Source organism: Mesorhizobium sp. YM1C-6-2, assembly GCF_003666685.1.
GTDB lineage: Bacteria > Pseudomonadota > Alphaproteobacteria > Rhizobiales > Rhizobiaceae > Mesorhizobium_K.
Genome location: NZ_RCIZ01000008.1, coordinates 204,072 through 222,888, shown reverse-complemented (window position 1 = coordinate 222,888; position 18,817 = coordinate 204,072). Strand labels below are relative to the sequence as shown.

The 18,817-nt window shown below is 64.0% G+C and carries 18 protein-coding genes; 5 read left to right on the top strand and 13 right to left on the bottom strand.

Going from position 1 to position 18,817, the window contains the following annotated elements; all coding sequences use genetic code 11:
- Positions 1–384 precede the first annotated feature (384 nt).
- The gene (locus D8676_RS19850) at positions 385–1,482 is read left to right on the top strand and encodes an NADH:flavin oxidoreductase/NADH oxidase (protein WP_121582841.1); all 1,098 of its coding nucleotides are present in this window, start codon (positions 385–387) and stop codon (positions 1,480–1,482) included.
- A gap of 5 nt (positions 1,483–1,487) precedes the next feature.
- Here the strand turns inward: D8676_RS19850 and D8676_RS19845 are convergent, their stop codons facing one another.
- The 7 genes from D8676_RS19845 to D8676_RS19815 form a co-directional block, all read right to left on the bottom strand.
- Entirely contained in the window at positions 1,488–2,567 is a 1,080-nt protein-coding gene (locus D8676_RS19845) for an ABC transporter ATP-binding protein (RefSeq protein WP_121582821.1), read from the bottom strand.
- The gene (locus tag D8676_RS19840; RefSeq protein WP_121582820.1) at positions 2,567–3,670 is read right to left on the bottom strand and encodes an ABC transporter ATP-binding protein; all 1,104 of its coding nucleotides are present in this window, start codon (positions 3,668–3,670) and stop codon (positions 2,567–2,569) included. Before D8676_RS19840 ends, D8676_RS19845 begins: the two co-directional genes overlap by 1 nt.
- On the bottom strand, positions 3,667–3,915 hold the full coding sequence (locus tag D8676_RS19835) for a hypothetical protein (RefSeq protein WP_121582819.1): 249 nt from the start codon (positions 3,913–3,915) through the stop codon (positions 3,667–3,669). The genes D8676_RS19840 and D8676_RS19835 overlap by 4 nt, the downstream gene beginning before the upstream one ends.
- A complete protein-coding gene (locus D8676_RS19830; protein WP_121582818.1) occupies positions 3,912–4,871 on the bottom strand; it encodes a carbohydrate ABC transporter permease in 960 nt (319 codons plus the stop codon). The genes D8676_RS19835 and D8676_RS19830 overlap by 4 nt, the downstream gene beginning before the upstream one ends.
- 1 nt (position 4,872) lies before the next feature.
- The gene (locus D8676_RS19825; RefSeq protein ID WP_121582817.1) at positions 4,873–5,778 is read right to left on the bottom strand and encodes a sugar ABC transporter permease; all 906 of its coding nucleotides are present in this window, start codon (positions 5,776–5,778) and stop codon (positions 4,873–4,875) included.
- 85 nt (positions 5,779–5,863) lie between these two features.
- Positions 5,864–7,177: an extracellular solute-binding protein gene (locus D8676_RS19820; protein WP_121582816.1), complete on the bottom strand. Its 1,314-nt coding sequence runs from the start codon at positions 7,175–7,177 to the stop codon at positions 5,864–5,866.
- 342 nt (positions 7,178–7,519) lie between these two features.
- Positions 7,520–8,191 carry a TetR/AcrR family transcriptional regulator gene (locus D8676_RS19815; protein WP_121582815.1) on the bottom strand — a complete coding sequence of 224 codons (672 nt, stop codon included), beginning with the start codon at positions 8,189–8,191 and terminating at the stop codon, positions 7,520–7,522.
- Positions 8,192–8,290: 99 nt separating this feature from the next.
- Here D8676_RS19815 and D8676_RS19810 point away from each other — a divergent pair, with 99 nt between their 5' ends.
- The 4 genes from D8676_RS19810 to D8676_RS19795 all read left to right on the top strand — a co-directional run bounded on the left by D8676_RS19810 (position 8,291) and on the right by D8676_RS19795 (position 11,860).
- Positions 8,291–9,484, top strand: a complete 1,194-nt coding sequence (locus tag D8676_RS19810) for a Tm-1-like ATP-binding domain-containing protein (protein ID WP_121582814.1) — start codon at positions 8,291–8,293, stop codon at positions 9,482–9,484.
- 25 nt (positions 9,485–9,509) lie between these two features.
- On the top strand, positions 9,510–10,346 hold the full coding sequence (locus tag D8676_RS19805; protein ID WP_121582813.1) for a phosphoenolpyruvate hydrolase family protein: 837 nt from the start codon (positions 9,510–9,512) through the stop codon (positions 10,344–10,346).
- A gap of 29 nt (positions 10,347–10,375) precedes the next feature.
- Complete coding sequence (locus D8676_RS19800) at positions 10,376–10,798, top strand: cupin domain-containing protein (RefSeq protein ID WP_121582812.1); 423 nt, start codon at positions 10,376–10,378, stop codon at positions 10,796–10,798.
- Positions 10,799–10,969: 171 nt separating this feature from the next.
- Complete coding sequence (locus D8676_RS19795; protein WP_121582811.1) at positions 10,970–11,860, top strand: DMT family transporter; 891 nt, start codon at positions 10,970–10,972, stop codon at positions 11,858–11,860.
- Positions 11,861–11,872: 12 nt separating this feature from the next.
- Here D8676_RS19795 and D8676_RS19790 read toward each other — a convergent pair whose 3' ends face one another.
- The 6 genes from D8676_RS19790 to D8676_RS19765 form a co-directional block, all read right to left on the bottom strand.
- Positions 11,873–13,066 carry a Xaa-Pro peptidase family protein gene (locus D8676_RS19790; protein WP_121582810.1) on the bottom strand — a complete coding sequence of 398 codons (1,194 nt, stop codon included), beginning with the start codon at positions 13,064–13,066 and terminating at the stop codon, positions 11,873–11,875.
- A gap of 126 nt (positions 13,067–13,192) precedes the next feature.
- Positions 13,193–14,224, bottom strand: coding sequence for a histone deacetylase family protein (locus D8676_RS19785; protein WP_121582809.1), 1,032 nt, complete (start codon positions 14,222–14,224; stop codon positions 13,193–13,195).
- 9 nt (positions 14,225–14,233) lie between these two features.
- A complete protein-coding gene (locus D8676_RS19780) occupies positions 14,234–14,728 on the bottom strand; it encodes a GNAT family N-acetyltransferase (RefSeq protein WP_121582808.1) in 495 nt (164 codons plus the stop codon).
- 16 nt (positions 14,729–14,744) lie between these two features.
- Positions 14,745–15,674, bottom strand: coding sequence for a 3-keto-5-aminohexanoate cleavage protein (locus D8676_RS19775; RefSeq protein ID WP_121582807.1), 930 nt, complete (start codon positions 15,672–15,674; stop codon positions 14,745–14,747).
- A 10-nt stretch (positions 15,675–15,684) separates the two neighbouring features.
- On the bottom strand, positions 15,685–17,052 hold the full coding sequence (locus D8676_RS19770; protein ID WP_121582840.1) for an aspartate aminotransferase family protein: 1,368 nt from the start codon (positions 17,050–17,052) through the stop codon (positions 15,685–15,687).
- A 30-nt stretch (positions 17,053–17,082) separates the two neighbouring features.
- Positions 17,083–18,723 (bottom strand): ThuA domain-containing protein, encoded by a 1,641-nt coding sequence (locus D8676_RS19765; RefSeq protein ID WP_245426915.1) that lies wholly within the window; start codon positions 18,721–18,723, stop codon positions 17,083–17,085.
- Between the last annotated feature and the right edge of the window lie 94 nt (positions 18,724–18,817).

The window sequence follows — 18,817 nt, the reverse complement described above, 5'->3', positions numbered from 1 at the left end:
CACCGGACGGGGGCGGAGGCCCAAAGCCTTCCGTCGCCTGACGCCAGGGGGTCAGGCTGGGTCGACAAGACCACCCACATTAAAAACTAGACTGGTGGTCACGACCCTCCCGTCTTCCCGACTTTCTTCAACGGCCAGATCGGAAACGAGGCGTGGCAACGGCGGAGCTTGGCCTGTTCCTCGCCCCCGCAACGCGGGGGAGAGGTGGATCGGCCCGCAGGGCCGAGACGGAGAGGGGGGAACTATGAAGCGCGAGACGCAAGGAAACCGCCGAGCGCTGCCTCCGCCGACCCCACCCGACTGGCCCATCGCCATCTGCCACGCACCCCGTTGCACGAAGCCTGCCGGCGCTTAAGTATGCACGATCCCTCCCAGGAGCTTCTCATGACGGATCATCTCTTTTCGCCGATCGCGCTTGGCGGCCTCGAAATCCCCAACCGCATCGCCATCGCGCCGATGTGCCAGTATTCGGCCGACGACGGCTCGGCCTCCGACTGGCATCTCCAGCAATGGATGACCTACGCGCTGTCAGGCGCCGGCATGGTCACCGTCGAGATGACTGACGTCGAACGGCGCGGCCGCATCTCGCATGGCTGCCTCGGCCTCTATTCCGATCACAACGAGGCGGCCGCGCGGCGCACTCTGGACGCGGCCAAACGCGTGGCGCTGCCCGGCACCAAATTCGGCGTGCAGCTCGCCCATGCCGGCCGCAAGTCCTCCTGCCAGCGTCCCTGGGAAGGCGGCGGACCGCTGAAGGCAGGCCAGGATCCGTGGCAGACCGTGTCGGCGTCCGCCCTGCCCTTCGCCGATGGCTGGCACACGCCCCACGCGCTGACCGAGGACGAGATCCATGCGCTGATCGGCCATTTCGTCAGCGCCGCGCACCGCGCCGAACGCGCCGGCTTCGACTTCATCGAGCTGCATTCGGCGCATGGCTATCTGCTGCACCAGTTCATCTCACCGCTCTCCAACCAGCGCACCGACAAATGGGGCGGCTCGTTCGAGAACCGCGTGAGGTTCGCCGCCGAGATTGCCCGTGCGGTGAAGAAGGCCGTGCCGAAACTGATGCTCGGGGCCCGCATCTCGGTGACCGACTGGGTCGATGGCGGCCTCTCGGTCGAGGAAGGCATCGAGGTCGCCCGCGCGCTGAAGGACGCCGGCGCTGCCTATATCTGCTGCTCGAGCGGTGGCAATTCCCCTCACCAGAAGATCCCGGCCGGTCCCGGCTACCAGGTGCATCTCGCCGAAGCGGTGAAGAAGGCGGTCGGCATTCCCGTGCGCGCTGTCGGCCTGATCGACGATGCCAGGCAGGCGGAAGAAATAGTCACCGGCGACCGCGCCGACATGGTGGCGATCGCACGCGCCCTGCTCGCCGATCCGCGCTGGCCCTGGCGCGCAGCCGCGACGCTCGGCCGCGAGTTCAAGACCGCCCCGCAGCTCGCCCGCGCGAGCCACATGCACAAGCACTGGGTGGCGGCGTAAGCCGCCTACCCGGCGTGCTTCAGGCTGTTGCCGCTCTTCTGGTCGAACAGCACGACCTTCTCGGGGTTCCAAGAGAAGCGCACCGCATCCTCGATGGCGAGGTGGGTCTGCGCGGGAACGGTGGCGCGCAGCATGGCGTCGCCGACGCGCAGCGTGAGGATCTTCTCGACGCCGTGGTTCTCGACATCGTGCACCTTGGCCTCGACCGGCGCGCCGCTTTCGACAACGAGGTCCTCCGGCCTGATGCCGAAGGTGAGCGCGCGTCCCTCGACATTGCCGTTGGCTGCGCCCTCATAGGGCAACTCGAAATTGAGCGGCGCCATGACGGCGCGGCCGGAGACGAGCTTGCCGTCGATCAGGTTCATCGGCGGCGAGCCGACCGCACGGGCAACGAACGTGTTCTTCGGATTGTTGTAGATCTCGTTCGGCGTGCCGGTCTGCACCAGATGACCATGGTTGAGGACGCCGATCTTGTCGCCCATCGACATCGCCTCGATCTGGTCGTGGGTGACGAAGAGAAACGTCTGGCCGAGATTCATCTGGATGTTCTTCAGCTCGGTTCTGAGCGCCTCGCGCAGCTTCGCGTCGAGTGCCGACAGCGGCTCGTCCATCAGGAACACGCGCGGCTTGCGGACGATGGCGCGGCCGATCGAGACGCGCTGCATCTCGCCGCCGGACAGCTTGTCGGTCTTGCGTTCGAGCAGGTGCTCGATGCGCAGCGTCTTCGCCACGCGCGCGACACGCTCGGCGATCTCTGCATCCGGTACCCGGCGCAGCTTCGACTTCAGCGGGAATTCGAGATTCTGGCGGACCGTGTAGCGCGGGTAGAGCGAATATTGCTGCAGCACCAGCGCCACGTCGCGCTCGGCCGCGCCCCAGTCCGCCACGTCGACGCCGTCGATCAGGACCTGGCCTTCGGTCGGCTTCTCCAGTCCGGCGATGATTCTCAGCGTCGTCGTCTTGCCCGCCCCCGTCTCGCCGAGAAGGACGAAGAACTCGCCGTCGGCGATGTCGAGGTCGAGATGGCGGAGCGCCGTGTGATTGCCGAACTTCTTGGTGACGTTCTTGAGCTGGATGTGAGCCATCAGAGCCGTACCCCGAGCGACTGGCCGCTCTCAGTGTCGAAGAAGTGCGCCTGTGCCGGGTCGATGCGGGCAAAGACACGGTCGCCGGGTTTGGCGACAAAACCCGAACGCGTGCGGGCGCGCAGCATCTGCTCGCCGAACTTCAGGTCAACGATGTCGTATGAGCCGAGCGGCTCGATGATGTGCGCCTCGGCTGGCAGGAAGCCGTCGGCGGCCTCATGCGCCACGACGAGGCCTTCCGGACGCACGCCGAGCGACAGCTTCCTGCCGGCGCTGCCGTTAAGGCTTCCGAGGAGTTGCTGCGGGAACGCGAAACCCTGCGGCGCGCCCTCGACGGTGACGGCGGCCTTGCCTTTCTCCTCCGCCACCGTAGCGCTGGCGATGTTCATCACCGGGCTGCCGACGAATTGCGCGACGAAGAGGTTCGCAGGATGCGCATAGACCTCCTCCGGGCTGCCGACCTGCTGCAGCACGCCCTCATGCATGATGACGATGCGGTCGGCGAGGCTCATCGCCTCGATCTGGTCGTGCGTGACGTAGATGGTGGTCGAGCCCTGCTTGATGTGCAGGCGCTTGATCTCGGCGCGCATCTCCTCGCGCAGCTTGGCGTCGAGCGCGCCGATCGGCTCGTCCATCAGCATCGCCTTGGGGCGGCGGACCAGCGCGCGCCCGATCGCGACGCGCTGCATGTCGCCGCCCGACAGCGCCGACGGCCTCCTGTCGAGCAGCTCGGTGATGCGCAGCACCTTGGCCACCTCGCGCACCGCACTGTCGGTGTCGGCCCGGTTCATGCGGGTGGCGCGCAGCGGGAAGGCGATGTTCTCGTAGACCGTCATGTGCGGGTAGAGCGAGAAGGACTGGAACACCATGGCGATGTCGCGGTCCGAGCATTTCAGGTGCTGCACCGCCTGCCCGTCGATGAGGATATCGCCCTCGTCGATCGTCTCGAGCCCGGCGATGGCGCGCAGCGTCGTCGTCTTGCCGCAACCGGACTGGCCGAGCAGCACGATGAACTCGTTGTCCTCTATTCTGAGATTGAGGTCCTTGATGACCTGGACGGCGCCGAAGAATTTCTGGACGCCGCGAAGCTCGATCTGGGTCATGACCGGCCTCCATGCGCGGTGCCGTCGTGATGGTCCGAGACGTCGAACACGCCGTCGGTGATCTCCTTGTCTCCGTCGCCCGCAGGCTTGCCGAACCAGCCGGTGAACATGAAAGTCAGGAGCCCGATCAGGATGATGGCCACCCCGTAGCGATGGAGGAACAGGTTCCAGGGCTGGCAGAGCGCGACGATGCCGAGCACCATCACGATCTCCGCGATCCTCTGCAGTTTGGCGCTCGAGATCATTTGCGGATCGCTCCGAATGACATGCCGCGCAGCAGGTGGTTGCGAAGCAGGAAGGTGAAGATCGCGACCGGCAGCAGGAAGAGGAACGTGCCGGCGGCGATCACCGTCCAGTCAGGCAGGCCGGAGCCGACCTGGCTGGGGATAAAGGGCGGCGCGGTCTGTGCGCGGCGGTTGGTCATGATCAGCGCGAAGGCGTATTCGTTCCATGCGGTGATGAAGCAGAAGACGGCGGTGGCGGCGATGCCGGTCGCTGCCTCCGGGATGACGATCTTGAAGAACGCCTCCATGCGCGTGTAGCCGTCGACCAGTGCCGCCTCCTCGTACTCCTTCGGGATCTCGTCGATGAAGCCCTTCATCAGCCAGACCGAGAAGGAGAGGTTGAAGGCGGTGTAGAGGATGATCAGGCCCCAATGCGTGTCGTTGAGGCCGACGGCGCGGTACATCAGGAACATGGGGATCGCCACCACGACCGGCGGCAGCATGCGCGTCGACAGGATGAAGAAGAGCATGTCCGCCTCCCCCTTCACCCGGAAGCGGGAGAAGCCGTAGGCGGTGATCGTGCCCATCGACACCGCCAGCACGGTCGATGTGATGGCGACGATCAGCGAGTTCATGAAGCGGTTCGGATAGGCCGACCACTGCACATTGCCCTTGCCGTCGCGCACGACCTTCTCGCCGCCGTCGAACACCATGCGCTCCCACCATGGCGCCGCAGCGTATTCCTCGGCCGTGGGCGGCTCGCGCAACTGCGAACGCTTGGTGAAAAGTTTCACGAAGGGCGAGACTTCAGGCGTGAAGACGATAGTCGGCGGGATCGTCGTCGACAGATTGCGCGGCTTGAACGAGGTGGAGACGATCCAGTAGATCGGCGCCAGGAAGATCAGCGTGATGACGAGCACGGCGACGATGGCGACGCGGTTAAGCGCCTTTTCGCCGGATGTCTGGACGGCGGCCATCTCAGCGTTCCTTCACCTTGTTGAGGTATTTCACGTAGATGTTGGTGATCGCCAGGATCATGATCAGCACGATGTAGGCCAGCGCACAGGAGCGACCGGTCTGCCACTCCTGGAAAGCCATCTTGTAGAGCCGGATCGAGATCACCTCGGTGGTCGGCTGGCTGGTCAGGATGTAGGCGAGGTCAAAGGTCTTGAACGCTTCCATCGTGCGGAAGATGATCGCGATCATCAGGATCGGCGCGACCAGCGGCAGCGTGATGCGAAAGAAGGTGTAAAGCGTGCCGGCGCGGTCGATCGCGGCAGCCTCGTAGAGATGCTTCGGCACCGCCGACAGTCCGGCGAGCGACAAGAGCATCACGAAGGGCGACCACATCCAGATGTCGGTGATGGCGACTGCATAGAGCGCCATGTCGGGGTTGGACAGCCACTCGAAGGTACCTAGCCCCAGCACGTGGTTAATGATGCCGAAGGACGGATCGTAGAGCAGCTTCCAGAACAGGCCGACGACGGCCATCGAGAGCATCATAGGCAGGAGCAGCAGCGTGGTGATCAGCCCCTTGAAGGGGATCGTGCGGTTGAGCAGCAGCGCGACACCGAAGCCGACGACGACCTGGCCAACGACCGAGACGATGACGTATTTCGCGGTGATGGCGAAGTTCGACCAGATGAAGGGGTCGTTGAGAAGCTCGCGATAGTTCTGCAGCCCGACAAAATTGGCTGCCGCCGGAGACGACGCCCTGAAGTCCGTGAACGAGTAGCCGAGCGAATAGATCAGCGGGAAGATGTTGAAGACGATCAGGAACAGGATCGTCGGGATGATGAAGAGATTGCGGATCGCGATGTCGCTCATGCCGCGCGAGGCGGCGCCCGATTTCGGATCCAGCGTTGTCATGACTGCGGTGGCCAAGGCCCGTTCCTTCCCGTACTTCGATTCCGACCGCTGAAAAAGAAACGGAGGGGGCGGGCCGCCGCCCCCTCCGATCCAGGCGTGCTTACTGCTGCACGCGGTTGTACTTCTTGAAGGTCGCGTTCCAGTCTCCCGCCAGCGCGTCGAGCGCTTCCTTGGCGGTGCCCTGGTCACCCGTGATGTAGGGATAGAGGCGCTGGTTCATCTGGATCAGCAGCTCCGCATATTCGGGTGTCGCCCAGAAGTCCTTCACCTTGAACATGGTCTCGTAGAAGGCCTTGTTGTACGGCGTGGCGTTCTGGAATTCCGGCGACTCCAGCACCTTGGCGCTGGCGGTATAGCCGCCGAGTTCGGCCCACTTCTTCTGGGTCTCGTCCTTGATGAACCATTCGAGGAACTTCATCGCTTCCTCCTGGTTCTCCGAGTAGGAGATCACGGAGATGCCCTGCCCACCGAGCGCGGCGAACTGATCGCCGTTCGGACCCGGAGGATTGGCGAAGAAGCCGGTGTTCTTGGCGTGCGGGTTCGACGCCTCGTTCACCAGCGCCGGGAAGAAGGCGAAGTAGTTCATGCTCATCGCCGCCAGGCCTTCGGTGATGGCCTGGTTGTCTTCCGCGAAGAACGTCTTGGCCCAGCCCGGAGGCGTAAAGCCGTAGAGTTCCTTGTAGGCCTCGAGCGCCTTGACGTTCTGTTCCGAGTTGATGATGCCGTCGACCTTGTAGTTGGCGTAGTCGCCAAGCTCGCCGCCGAAGGAGAAAATGGCGTTCTCGACGCCCATCACCAGCGCGTCATAAGAATTGTCGGTATAGATGGCGATGCCGTAGCGCTTCTCGTCCGGGCGATGGAAGAACTCCGCGATGTCACGCAGGGCCTTCCAGTCCTTCGGCGGAGCCAGGTCGTAGCCGTACTTGGCCTTGAACGCCTCCATCTCCTTGGGGTCTTCGAACCAGTCCTTGCGGTAGGACCAGCCGACCGCGTCGCCCTCGGCCGGGATCGACCAGTATTTGCCGGAATCGGACGGGTATTCGGCGTAGTATTTCACCGTCGCCGGCGCCATCACCTCCTTCAGATTGTGCTTGTTGAAGAAGTCGGTGAGGTCGACATAGTGGCCCGCCTCGGAGGCGGCGCCGATCCACTGCGAGTCGCCGACGACCATGTCGTAGGCGCTGCCCTTGGCGTTGAACTCGGTGAAGGCCTTGGTCTGGAAGTCCGACCAGGGCGTCGTTTCGACCGTGACCTTCACGCCGGTCTCGGCTTCGTAGATGTTCGCGAGTTCCTGCAGGTAGTTGGCCGGATCCCATTCCGCCCAGAAGATGGTGAGTTCCTGCGAGTACGCCGCCGTTCCGCTGGCGAGCGTCATCGCGATACCGGCAAGCATGCCGGTCAGTTTCCTGCGCATGTCCACTTCCTCCCTTGGTATCCTGCCCGATTCAGACGGGCGAGATCTCGACTAGTTCTTATGTTCCCGGCGGTTCTGCTCAGGCTCCTCCCCGACCAGTTCCGATATGGATCAGGTTCCTCTTCCCGATCCCATTCTACTTCAATCTGGTATTACCAATCCGAGAGTTCCGTCAAGCGCTTTCTTGGCAGCCTCCTCGCAGGCTGCGATCACAATTTTGCGCAAAAAACCCTTCAATTTCATCCGGTTCTGCATGATAAGCGAAAAAAAGCCAATGATTTCGCACCTGCGGCAGGTTTTGCAGGGCGATCAGTCAGCGAAATCTGGTCGAACCAGTTGTGCTTAAGCCGGCTTCACTGCTTCCAGCGTCGGGGCGGCATCCTCTTCCAGCGCGGCGCGGACGAGCGCATTGGCCGCCCATTGAGCCACAGATTGCGTTTCTTGACCACCCAGCCCCCAGATGTCCTTGAGAACCGTGAGCACCTCGACTCCGAAAACCAGCGACAGCGCCTGCGCCAGTCGTTCGAGCTTTTGCGGCTGGAGCTTGCCTTGCAGCGGCGCGAGTGCGTCCATGAGCAGATCGGTCCGGTGGCCGCGCTTGAACTCGGGCTCCTCTCCGAGCGTGCCGGCGCGACCCCGCGCCCATTGATCGAGGGACAGCTTCAGCGCCGCCTTGAAGGTCGCCTCGAATGTTTCGATCCGCGGCAGGCCGGTCGCAAGCAGGTCGGCGACGCGGTGCGCCGGATCCTTCGAGGTCGAGCTCCAGGTCAGGATGGGACCGAGCGCCTCATCGACCACTGCTCCCACAAGCGCGGCCTGGCTCGGGAAATAACGATAGGCCGTAGCGCGGGAAACGCCGGCAGCCTCGGCGACCTCGCTGACCGACGGCGTCGCGCCCGACTGCATCAGCCTGATCGCCGTTTCGAGCATCAGTCGGCCGGTACGGGCTCGCGGCCCGCCCTTGGAAGGACGTTCGCTATTGGTGCCGGCATCCGATTGACGTGAGACGAGCATATCAATACGATACGCCCGTCTCAAAAAAACGCAAGGGCGACGAACGTCGTCATTTGCAGGCGGCCAGGGCGGTCGGAGGATCCGGCCCGGAGGAAGACGTTGAAGCGCATCTACGTCGTCGGCACGGCCGACACCAAGGGCGAGGAACTCGCCTATCTGGCAGAGCGGATCGCGGCGGCAGGGGGCAATCCTGTCATCGTCGACGTCGGTACGAAAACGCCGGCAATCGAGCCGGGCATAAAGGCGGCAGACGTGGCGAGACATGGGCCAGCCGGCACCGTCGAGGCGCTGGCGTCGGGCGACCGCGGCCGCGCCGTTGCCGCAATGGCGGAGGCTTTCACGCAGTTCGCCACATCGCGCGACGATATTGCGGGCATAATCGGCATCGGCGGCGGCGGCGGCACCTCGATCGTCACCGCGGGCATGCGCGAACTGCCCCTCGGCCTCCCCAAGATCATGGTCTCGACGCTCGCCTCTGGAGATGTCGCCCCCTATGTCGGTGTCTCCGACGTCATGATGATCCCTTCGATCACCGACATGGCCGGCCTGAACGACATCAGCCGCGTCGTGCTGGCCAATGCGGCAGCGGCGATCGTGGCCATGGCCGCGCGCCCGGTCGAGGCGCGGGACGGCAAGCCGGCAATCGGGCTCACCATGTTCGGAGTCACCACATCCTGCGTCACGCAAATCGTCGAAAAACTGAAAGGCGACTTCGACTGTCTCGTGTTCCATGCGACGGGAACCGGCGGCCGCACCATGGAGAAGCTCGCCGATTCCGGCCTGCTGTCGGGCGTGATGGACATCACCACAACTGAGGTCTGCGACTTCCTGTTCGGCGGCGTGCTGCCGGCGACCGGGGACCGGTTCGGCGCGATCGCCCGCACCAGGCTGCCCTATGTAGGCTCCGTCGGCGCGCTCGACATGGTCAACTTCTGGGCCCCGGAGACAATACCCGAAAAGCACCGCGGCCGGCTGTTCTACAACCACAATTCCAATGTGACGCTGATGCGCACCACAGCGGAGGAATGCCAGGCCATCGGCGAATGGATCGGCGGAAAACTCAACGCCTGCGAAGGACCAGTCCGCTTCCTCATCCCCGAAAAAGGCGTCTCCGCCCTCGACATCGAAGGCGGCGCCTTCCGGGATCCGGAAGCCGACGCCGCGTTGTTTTCGGCGCTCGAGGCGACTGTCCGGCAGACGGCCAGCCGCCGCATCGAACGGCTGCCGCTTCACATCAACGATCCGGAATTCGCCGAAGCCGCGGTCGCGGCTTTTCGCGAGATCATCCGCTGACATAAGCACGTAACCCGAGGACCAGATGCCAGCTATTCCACGCGCCAAAATCCTGGAAAAATTCCGCGACATGATCGCGCGCGGCCAGCCGATCGTAGGCGGCGGCGCCGGCACCGGGCTTTCCGCCAAGGCGGAGGAGGCCGGAGGTATCGACCTCATCATCATCTACAATTCGGGCCGTTACCGCATGGCGGGGCGCGGTTCGGCGGCCGGCTTGCTCGCCTATGGCAACGCCAACGAGATCGTCAAGGAAATGGCCTATGAGGTGCTGCCCGTCGTGAAGCACACGCCGGTGCTCGCCGGCGTCAACGGCACCGACCCGTTCGTCATCATGCCGCGCCTGCTCGCCGAGCTGAAGGACATGGGCTTTTCCGGCGTGCAGAATTTCCCGACCATCGGCCTTTTCGATGGAGCCATGCGCCAGAGCTTCGAGGAAACCGGCATGGGGTTTTCGCTCGAAGTCGACATGATCGCCGGGGCGCACAAGCTCGACCTGCTGACCACGCCCTATGTCTTCAACCCGGACGAGGCGAAGGCGATGACCAAGGCCGGCGCCGATATCGTCGTCGCCCATATGGGCGTCACCACCGGCGGCTCGATCGGCGCTACCAGCGCCAAATCGCTCGATGATTGCGTCAAGGAGATCGACGCGATCGCCGACGCGGCGCGTTCGGTGCGCAGCGACGTCATCCTGCTCTGCCATGGCGGGCCGATCTCGATGCCCGCCGATGCGCGCTACATCCTCGAGCGCTGCCCCGGCCTGCATGGCTTCTATGGCGCCAGCTCGATGGAGCGCCTCCCGGCCGAAGCGGCGATCCGCGACCAGACGGCGGATTTCAAGGCGCTGCCGATCCGCAAATAGATTTCAGAACACGGGAGGAAACCAGCACCATGAGCAAGAGCGATCCGAACAGAATGTTCGTCTACCCCAAGGACGTCGACACCTTCGGCTTCGACTGGGGCCGGCTGGCTCTGACCGTCGCGCCGGAGGTGAACGGGGCGGCACGGTTTTCGGGCGGCGTCGTCGACCTGCCGCCCGGCCAAGGCCACACGCGCCACAATCACCCGGGCGCGGAAGAGATCATCTTCGTGATCTCCGGCAATGGCGAGCAGATGGTCGAAGACGAAGAGGGCAACCCGGTGACCAAGAAGGTCGGACCGGGATGCACCGTCTTCGTGCCTGAAAGCCGTTTTCATTCAACGCTGAACACGAGCTCGGCGCCGATGCAGCTCTTCGTCGTCTATTCGCCGGCCGGACCCGAACGCGGGCTGCGCGAACTGCCTGACTTCAGGATCATACCGGCCGGCGAGTAGCGGCTTGAAGCCGGGGGACGAGGCGACTCCGCTTCGCTTTCGTTGCCTGCGCAGAGACGCGGAAAAACCCCGGGCCTGGCGCAACAAATCTAACGAGCACGAAGAGGCGCGAGGATGTAGAAGCGAAGAATAGACCGCCGATTCGGCGCGGTCATTCTTCGAAAGACGCTCGTGAACAACGGAATCCTGCTGGCGCTCCTCGCCTATGCCGTCTACTCGTGGAGCGACGCCGCCGTGAAGGCGCTCGGCAGCGATCTAAACGTCTTCGAGATCGGCTTCTACATGACGCTGGTTTCGGCGGTCTGCATCGCCTTGACCACGCCCAAAGATGAGAAGCTCGTTCACTTCTGGCGCATGAAGCGGCCCTGGGCCGTGCAGGCGCGCGCGCTTTCTGGCACCGCGGCGAGCGTGCTCAGCGTCATCGCCTTCACCACCATCCCGCTGGCCGAGGTCTATGCGCTGATCTTCCTTGCCCCGCTCTTCGTCACGCTGATGTCTGTCTTCCTGCTCAAGGAGCAGGTCGGTCCCTGGCGATGGTTCGCCATCCTTGCCGGATTTGCCGGCGTGCTGCTTGTGGTGCGGCCAGGCTTCAGGGAACTTGAGGTAGGCCATGTCGCGGCGGTGGTCGTCGCCCTGCTCGCCGCCTTCAGCGTCATCTTGATGCGCTCGCTGTCGGCACGCGAGACCCGCACGACCATGCTCGGCTTCCTGATGCTCTACATCATTGGGTTCAACGGCGCGGCCATGCTGGTGACCGGCGCCCGAATGCCGACGATCGAGGAAGCGGCATTCCTGCTCATCGCAGGGGTTTTCGCGGCAACGGGCAACATCCTGATCCTCCGGGCAACGCGCTTCACGCCGGCCAACCAGCTCGCGTCGACGCATTATTCGCAGATCGTCTGGGCGGTAATACTGGGCGCGCTGTTCTTCCAGGAGAAGCCGGACCTGCTCGCCATCGCCGGGCTGGCGATCATCGGAAGCTCCGGCCTGCTGACCGTGGCGCGCGAGCGCATCCGGCTCGGCACTGTGCGCTGGAGCCTGTTCAGCCGGAACCGGATTTAGCGCGGCCGCTGTTCAGGCCGCCGTGCCGCCCCTGTTCCAGCCCCGACCGGTGTCGCCGAACATCTCGTAGCCGGTTGCAGTGACAGCGACCGTATCTTCCAGCTTGATGAAGCCGCGCTTGGGATGAAGCATGGTCGTCTCGACCGAGATCACCATGTTTTCCTCCAGCGGCCGGTCGGCGTCGACGCCCTCATAGGCGACCGGGTGGTTGGTCATCAGGAACGGCGCTTCATGGCTGATGAGCCCCATGCCGTGGCAGAAGAAGTCTGTGAAAGCGGCAGACGGCGAGGTCTTCAGCGTGGCCTCCGCCTCGATGATGACGTCTTCACCCATCGCACCGGCCTTGATCTTTGAGAAGGCCGCCTGCTGGATCGTGTCGATCTCGTGCAGCAGATCCTCGAGCTCCGAATCCGGTTCGCCCAGCACGCCCATCCGGCAGAGATCGCCGATATAGCCGTGATAGTTGCCGCCCGAATCGATGGACATCACCTCGCCCGCGGCCCAGGCCTGCTCCGAGGCAGCACGGTTGTGACTGGAGCCCAGCGTCAGCAGGCAGTATTCAAACTGCAGGCCGCGATTTGTCTCCTCGCGGCGCAGCCGCTCAATGATCTCGGCCTTGGTCGAACCCTCACGCGAGGCCGCTATGGTCGCCAGCATGGATTCCGTGATCAGGTCGGAAGCCTTGCGCAGCTTCGTCAGCTCCTCCGGCGTCTTCAGCGCGCGCATGCGCTCGAACGTAGAGGTCGCGTCGAACACCTTGGCGTCGGGCAGCGCCTTCCTGAGCGCGATATAGGCGTCGGAGGGCAGGAAAGCCGGCTCGATGCCGATACGTGCGTCGGTGCGGCCGATCTTTGAAAAATGCTCGGCGGCAAGAGCGGCGGCGTCGAGCGAGCCCCAGGTCGCGGTGTGCAGCTCCGGCGTCCAGAACGGCCGGTTCTGGTGCTCGCCGGCCTCCATCTTGTTGCCGATGTAGGCGGCGCGGTCGGGCCTGCCTTTCTCGTAGATGACGAGCGGCAGGTAGCGGCTGTGGCCGATGGCGTCCATGGCCGAGAAGAAGATGAACTTGTAGCCGCCAAGCAGGTATTGGACATTGTGCTTCGAGGCCGCGATGAGGAAGTCGAAGTCGGCCTCCTCCATCAGCCGGTCGAGACGCTCCTGGTCGAAGGGGGGCTTTGCTTCCTGGGTGGTTCCTACGATTGCGTCCATTGTGGCTTTCCCATCTCTTCCAGACCGGCCGCATCCCCTCGGCTCACGCTGGTCCGACCAGTCTGCACCAAACAGCCCCACGCGGTCCAGTATTGCTGCCAGTACCGGCTAATAGACTACCAATCGCTAAACTTTGTGGCGACTGGCGAAGCCGGTCAGAAAAGAAGTCAGATTGTCTGAAAGCGCATCGCAGAGATAGCCGCCTTCCTGCACGATGACGGTGGGCAAATCGAGAGCGGCGATCGCCTCGCCGATCCGGGCGAAACCGGGCGTGCTGACCGAAAGCCCGCCGAACGGATCGCCTTCGAAGGCGTCGAGCCCGAGCGCCACCACCAGCGCGTCGGGCGCGAAAGCCTCGATGCGGCGAATGCCTGCGGCAAGCGCCTGGAGGAATATCTCGTCGCCCGATTTCCGCTCCAGCGGCAGGTTGAGGTTGTAGCCCAGGCCGGGACCCTCGCCGCGCTCATCGGCATAACCCCAGAAGAAGGGATAGAAGCGCACGGGATCTGCGTGGATCGAGACTGTGAGCACATCAGGTCGCCGGTAGAAGACGCCCTGCGTGCCGTTGCCATGATGAAGGTCGACATCGAGGATCGCGACGCGGTCGGCCGACTTGCGCAGGCGCTGCGCGGCGATGCCCGAATTGTTGAAGAAGCAGAAACCGCCGGCGACGTCGGCGAAGGCGTGATGGCCAGGCGGGCGGCAGAGCGCATAAGCGGACGGCGCACCGGCGTCGATAGCTTCGGCTGCGGCGACCGCGGTCCAGGCGCTCCAGCAAGAGCTCTCGAACGTCTGCTCCGAGATCGGGCAAGATGTGTCCGCCATATGGTAGCCGGCCTGACCCACTGCCGAGTCGGGGCGGGAGCCGCCGCGTGCGATCGGATGGATGTTCGGAATCACCTCGGCCGAGGCGCCTTCGATACGCTGCCAGCGCTCGAAGATGCGCTGCAGGAATTCGATATACTCCGGCGTATGGATTGCGGCGATCGGACCAAGCCCGAAGCTCTTCGGCCGCTCGACGATGCAGCCCGCTGCCTTCGCGCCTCCGAGCAGCCGCTCGATGCGTTCCGGCACCTCGGGATTGGGTTTCGGCGCGCCTGAAGAAAGGAACGATTTCGGGTCGTGGCGGCGCTGCTCGTCGGCGAAATAGGCTTTCATGCTTCCACTCTAATCATCGGGATCGGCATCCGCCAGCGCATGGAAAGCCGTATCGTAGGCCGCGTGGATCTGCTCGGTATCGGAGTGCTTTATGCCCGCGCGCGCATAGAAGGCCTGGGCGCGGAAATTCTGCGTGTCGACGGCAAGACGGATGTAGCAGCCGCCGCGCTTGCGCGTGACGGAGGCCAGCCGCTGCAGCAGCCTTTCGCCGATGCCTTTGCCGCGAAATTCGTCGGCAACGTAAAAATCCTGCACATAGACGCCAGGCCTGCCGATCCAGGTCGAGAAGCTCGGAAAGTAGAGGCAGCAGCCGGCGAAGCGTCCGTCGATCTCGGCGATCAGCACTTCGAAGGCCGGCGTCTCGCCGAAGCCGAAACGCCGGATATCGTCGACGCTGCTTTTCAGCTTGTGCAGTTCCTTGACCGTTTCCGCGATACCGACCAGCGCCGAAAAAATATCCTCGGCATCTTCGACGGTTGCGAAGCGGATCGATATCTCGCTCATGGCTTGCCGCGTCACCTCAGAACGCCACCCTGTCGCCGCCCTTGAGCGCGAGCATCTCGCGTGCTTCCGCAGGCGTCGCGACCTCCAGCGACAGGCCGTCGAGGATAGAACGGATGCGGCGCACCTGATCGGCGTTCGATTTCGCCAGCGCGCGCCCGTCATAGAGCGAGTCCTCCAGGCCAACCCGGACATTGCCGCCCATTGCGGCGGCGATCGACAGCATCGGCAGCTGGTGGCGGCCGGCCGCAAGCACCGAGAATTCGTAGTCCTGGCCGAAGAGCTTGTCGGCGATGCGTTTCATATGGGTGAGGTTTTCGGGATCGGCGCCGATCCCGCCCAGAATGCCGAACACGAACTGGATGAAAAGTGGCCCCGCAACGAGGCCTCGGTCCCGAAAATGCGCCAGCGAATAGAGATGGCCGACGTCGTAGCACTCGAACTCGAAGCGAGTGCCGCAGCCACGCCCGAGCTTGTCGAGCACCGTCTCCATGTCGGCGAAGGTGTTCTTGAAGATCGTGTCGCGCGTCGCCTCAAGCAGTTCAGGTTCCCACGCATGCTGCCATTCCCTCGGCCTGTCGAGCATCGGGAACAGTGCAAAATTCATCGAGCCCATGTTGAGCGAGCACATCTCCGGTTCGGCCCGCAACGGCGCGGCCAGCCGCTGGTCGAGCGTCATCAGCGAAGAGCCGCCTGTGGTGATGTTGATCACCGCATCGGTGGCCTGCTTGATGCGCGGCAGGAACTGCATGAAGACGTCAGGGTCGGCGGTGGGACGCCCGTTCTCGGGATCGCGCGCATGGAGATGCAGGATCGAGGCGCCGGCTTCCGCCGCTGCGATCGCTTCGGCCGCGATCCGGTCGGGCGTCACCGGCAGATAGGGGCTCATCGTCGGCGTATGTACAGACCCGGTGACGGCGCAGGTGATGACAACTTTCTTCCGCGCCATGTTTCCGCCCTCAGCCGTTGACGGGTAGCTTGAGTTCGCTGGCCAGCGCCTCCAGCGTATCGGACAGGATCGCCATGATCTCGCCTATCTCCGCGCGCGTCACGATCAGCGGCGGGCAGACCATGAAGTTGTCGCTCTCCGGACCGCCGCGGACCCGCCGAGAATAAACGATGAGCCCGCGCTCGAAGGCAAGGTCGATCAGCCGGACATTGGCGTTCGCCTCGCGCGGCAGCGGCTTCTTCGCCTCCGGATCGGCATAGATATCCGCGCCGAGCAGCAGGCCTTTTCCGCGCACGTCGCCGACAAAGGGAAAACGCCGGGAGAGGTTTTCCAACTCGCCCTTCAGCACCTCACCCATCGCCGCGGCGTTGTCGATCAGATGAAGCCGGTCGACCTCCTGGAGTACGGCGAGTCCCGCCGCACAGGCGACCGGGTTGCCGCCATAGGTGTGGCCGTGCAGGAAACCTCCCATCCCGATGACAGGGCCCACGATCCGCTCGGGTGCTGCGATGGCGCCGAGTGGAGCATAGCCCGACGAGAGGCCCTTCGACAGCACGACAATGTCGGGCCGACAGTTCCAGTGGTTACCGCCGAGGAACTTTCCGGTGCGGCCGACGCCGGTCATCACCTCGTCATGGATGAGCAGGATGCCATGCCGGTCGCAGATCTCCCGGATGCGTGGAAAATAGCTGTCGGGCGGCACCAGCGCCGCCGTCGCCGCTCCACCGATCGGCTCCATGATGAAGGCAAGCACGCTATCGGCACCCTCTTCCAGGATCTTTGCCTCCAGCATGTCGGCGTAACGCAGTCCGCGTTCCTCCAGCGAGAGGTTGTCGCGGTCGCGATGGACAGTCGGCGCAGGGATCAGCGGCATCGGCCGGCTCATCGGCGCGAAGGTTTTCGTCAGCACATCATCGCCGGTCGGCTCCAACGCGCCGAGCGTGATGCCGTGATAGGACGGCATCCGGCCGATCACCTTCCATCGTTTGTCCTGGCCCGTGGCCACCGCCCATTGCCGCGCCAGCTTGATCGCCGCCTCGACGGCCTCGGAGCCTCCCGAGACGAAGTAGACCCGCTCGAACCCGCTTGGCAGGCGCACAGCGATCTCGCGAGCAAGATCGTTAGCCGGCTCGTTTTCGAAATGGATAGTGTAGGCGAAGGACACTCGGTCCATCTGCCGCTTCATCGCGTCGATGACCGAGCGATTGCCATGGCCGATATTGACGTTGACCGCACCGCTCGACCCGTCGATGTAACGTCGGCCGGTCTTGTCCCACAGATAGATGCCGCCGGCGCGGTCGACGACCGGACGCGGCAGCCGCGTGAAATGGAAGAGATTCGGGCGGGGCTTTGCCCCCGACTCTGCGTCTGCCTTCATGAAATCCTCATCGGCCATTCCTTGCCGGACCTAAGCGAGATAACGGTCCAGAACATTGGCGGTGACGCGTTCCACCATCGCGTCGCGGCGTAGCAGTCCCGCCACCCACTCGCAGCTTCCGGCGTGAAACACCTCGCCCTTGCCGCGCCGGAAATTGACGATCATGCCATTCGAATAGCGGACCTTTTCCAGGTTCTCGTCACTGGCGTCGCCATAGAGCATATCCGCAATGAAACGGCCGTCCTCGTCGCCGAAGAACTGGTCCTCGATCGACAGGAAGTCAGCCTCCTCGACCTGGCTCGCCATGCCCATCGCCAGGATCTCGAGTCCCTCGGGCGCTCCACTGGTTGCGGTCGGATACGGCCGGCCGTTGCGGATCTCATAGTCGAGGCCGTCGACCTCATAGCCGTAGACGTGGCTGTCGGCGCCAAGCAGATCACCGTAGAAAAGTCCGGTGTCTGCAAACGCCCAGTGCTCCGGCCGGTAGACGGGGAAGCCACGCACGCCGCGCGGCGTGCAGCCGCCCCATCCTGCATAGACGCCATTGGAAGAATTCAGGCCAAAGGTCTTCGAGCCCGGCCGCCCGATCTCGGGAGCATCCCAGGAATTGGTCGCGCGCGTGACGTCTTCCGCCTGGTAGATCGGGTCCTCGGCGCGCGCGCGATATTTGTAGCAGATCTGCCGCCGGCCCTCGTCCTCAAACCGGGTCTGCCACATGAAGTTTCCGGCGAAGCGCGCCGCATGGCCGCCCCGCTCGACATAGTCGTCGACGGCGTCGCGCATCTCCCAGGTCCAGTATTCGTCGTGGCCGACAAAGACGACGCAGTCATAGCCGGCAAGGATCTCCGGCGAGAAATGCAGCTCGTGCTGGCTGGCGAGGTCAACGGCAAAACCGGCGCGTTCGGCCCAGCGGAAGAAATGGCTGTCATAGCTCGCCCAGCCCGCCGAGGCGTATTTCTTGGAATGGCCTGTCGCCAGCGCCCATTCCATATGCGGATAGCGCGGCACCGTCTTCGGCGGCATGGAGATTTCGAGCGGCACGCGCGGCGCCTCGGGCGGCAGCGTGACGAAACCGCGGCACCAGGGGCGCTGGGTGGATACCATGCGCGCATACTGGTTTCGGCCGTGGCCGGTGATCCCCTCATAGGCGTTGGACCCACCCCATGTGTTGTAGGCGGTCCAGGTGCCTGTCGCCGCCACCTGCAGCACGCGGCCGGCCTTTTGCCCGGGCTTGGGGTGTACGATGAAGAGATGGCGGCAGGTGATCTCCGATCCGTCGCGGCCCTCGGCGACAAGCGTCACGCGATAGGCGCCGGACGGCCAGTCTTCGCCGATCACAATCTCGAAGGCGGACTCCCAGCCGCAGCCTTCGACCGAGCACTGATCCGGCGTGTCCTGCCAGCCGCAGGCGATCCCATGCTTCTCGAAAACCTGGGCCTCGTGCGCACCGTCGCGGACAATGCGGATGGCGAAGTTCTTGGCCGTCGCGCTGACATGAAGCCGGGCGATCTCTCCTTGCATGTAGGAAAAGCGATCCGTGTAGCACCAGATCTCCCCACGCTCCCCATCCATCCCCGGGAACTCGTAGTAGTGCCCGCGCACGGCAAAGCGCCGTTCTTCGGCCGTCAGACCGAAATCGGGAAATTCGTTGGCGGGCTGCTGCATCTGCATTTGGTCGTTCCGTCCGCCGGCTCCCCGGCGACCGCTGGCGATTGACTCCGTCATTCGCCCCGCGGTCAAGAGGCGAGGCTGCTTCGACGCTCGA

Coding starts and splice junctions, on each gene's coding strand:
- D8676_RS19840 (WP_121582820.1), bottom strand. CDS start 3,670: ATGACCCAGATCGAGCTTCGCGGCGTCCAGAAATTCTTCGGCGCCGTC.
- D8676_RS19785 (WP_121582809.1), bottom strand. CDS start 14,224: ATGAAAGCCTATTTCGCCGACGAGCAGCGCCGCCACGACCCGAAATCG.
- D8676_RS19835 (WP_121582819.1), bottom strand. CDS start 3,915: ATGATCTCGAGCGCCAAACTGCAGAGGATCGCGGAGATCGTGATGGTG.
- D8676_RS19770 (WP_121582840.1), bottom strand. CDS start 17,052: ATGAAGGCAGACGCAGAGTCGGGGGCAAAGCCCCGCCCGAATCTCTTC.
- D8676_RS19800 (WP_121582812.1), top strand. CDS start 10,376: ATGAGCAAGAGCGATCCGAACAGAATGTTCGTCTACCCCAAGGACGTC.
- D8676_RS19780 (WP_121582808.1), bottom strand. CDS start 14,728: ATGAGCGAGATATCGATCCGCTTCGCAACCGTCGAAGATGCCGAGGAT.
- D8676_RS19790 (WP_121582810.1), bottom strand. CDS start 13,066: ATGGACGCAATCGTAGGAACCACCCAGGAAGCAAAGCCCCCCTTCGAC.
- D8676_RS19845 (WP_121582821.1), bottom strand. CDS start 2,567: ATGGCTCACATCCAGCTCAAGAACGTCACCAAGAAGTTCGGCAATCAC.
- D8676_RS19815 (WP_121582815.1), bottom strand. CDS start 8,191: ATGCTCGTCTCACGTCAATCGGATGCCGGCACCAATAGCGAACGTCCT.
- D8676_RS19820 (WP_121582816.1), bottom strand. CDS start 7,177: ATGCGCAGGAAACTGACCGGCATGCTTGCCGGTATCGCGATGACGCTC.
- D8676_RS19805 (WP_121582813.1), top strand. CDS start 9,510: ATGCCAGCTATTCCACGCGCCAAAATCCTGGAAAAATTCCGCGACATG.
- D8676_RS19850 (WP_121582841.1), top strand. CDS start 385: ATGACGGATCATCTCTTTTCGCCGATCGCGCTTGGCGGCCTCGAAATC.
- D8676_RS19765 (WP_245426915.1), bottom strand. CDS start 18,723: ATGCAGATGCAGCAGCCCGCCAACGAATTTCCCGATTTCGGTCTGACG.
- D8676_RS19775 (WP_121582807.1), bottom strand. CDS start 15,674: ATGGCGCGGAAGAAAGTTGTCATCACCTGCGCCGTCACCGGGTCTGTA.
- D8676_RS19830 (WP_121582818.1), bottom strand. CDS start 4,871: ATGGCCGCCGTCCAGACATCCGGCGAAAAGGCGCTTAACCGCGTCGCC.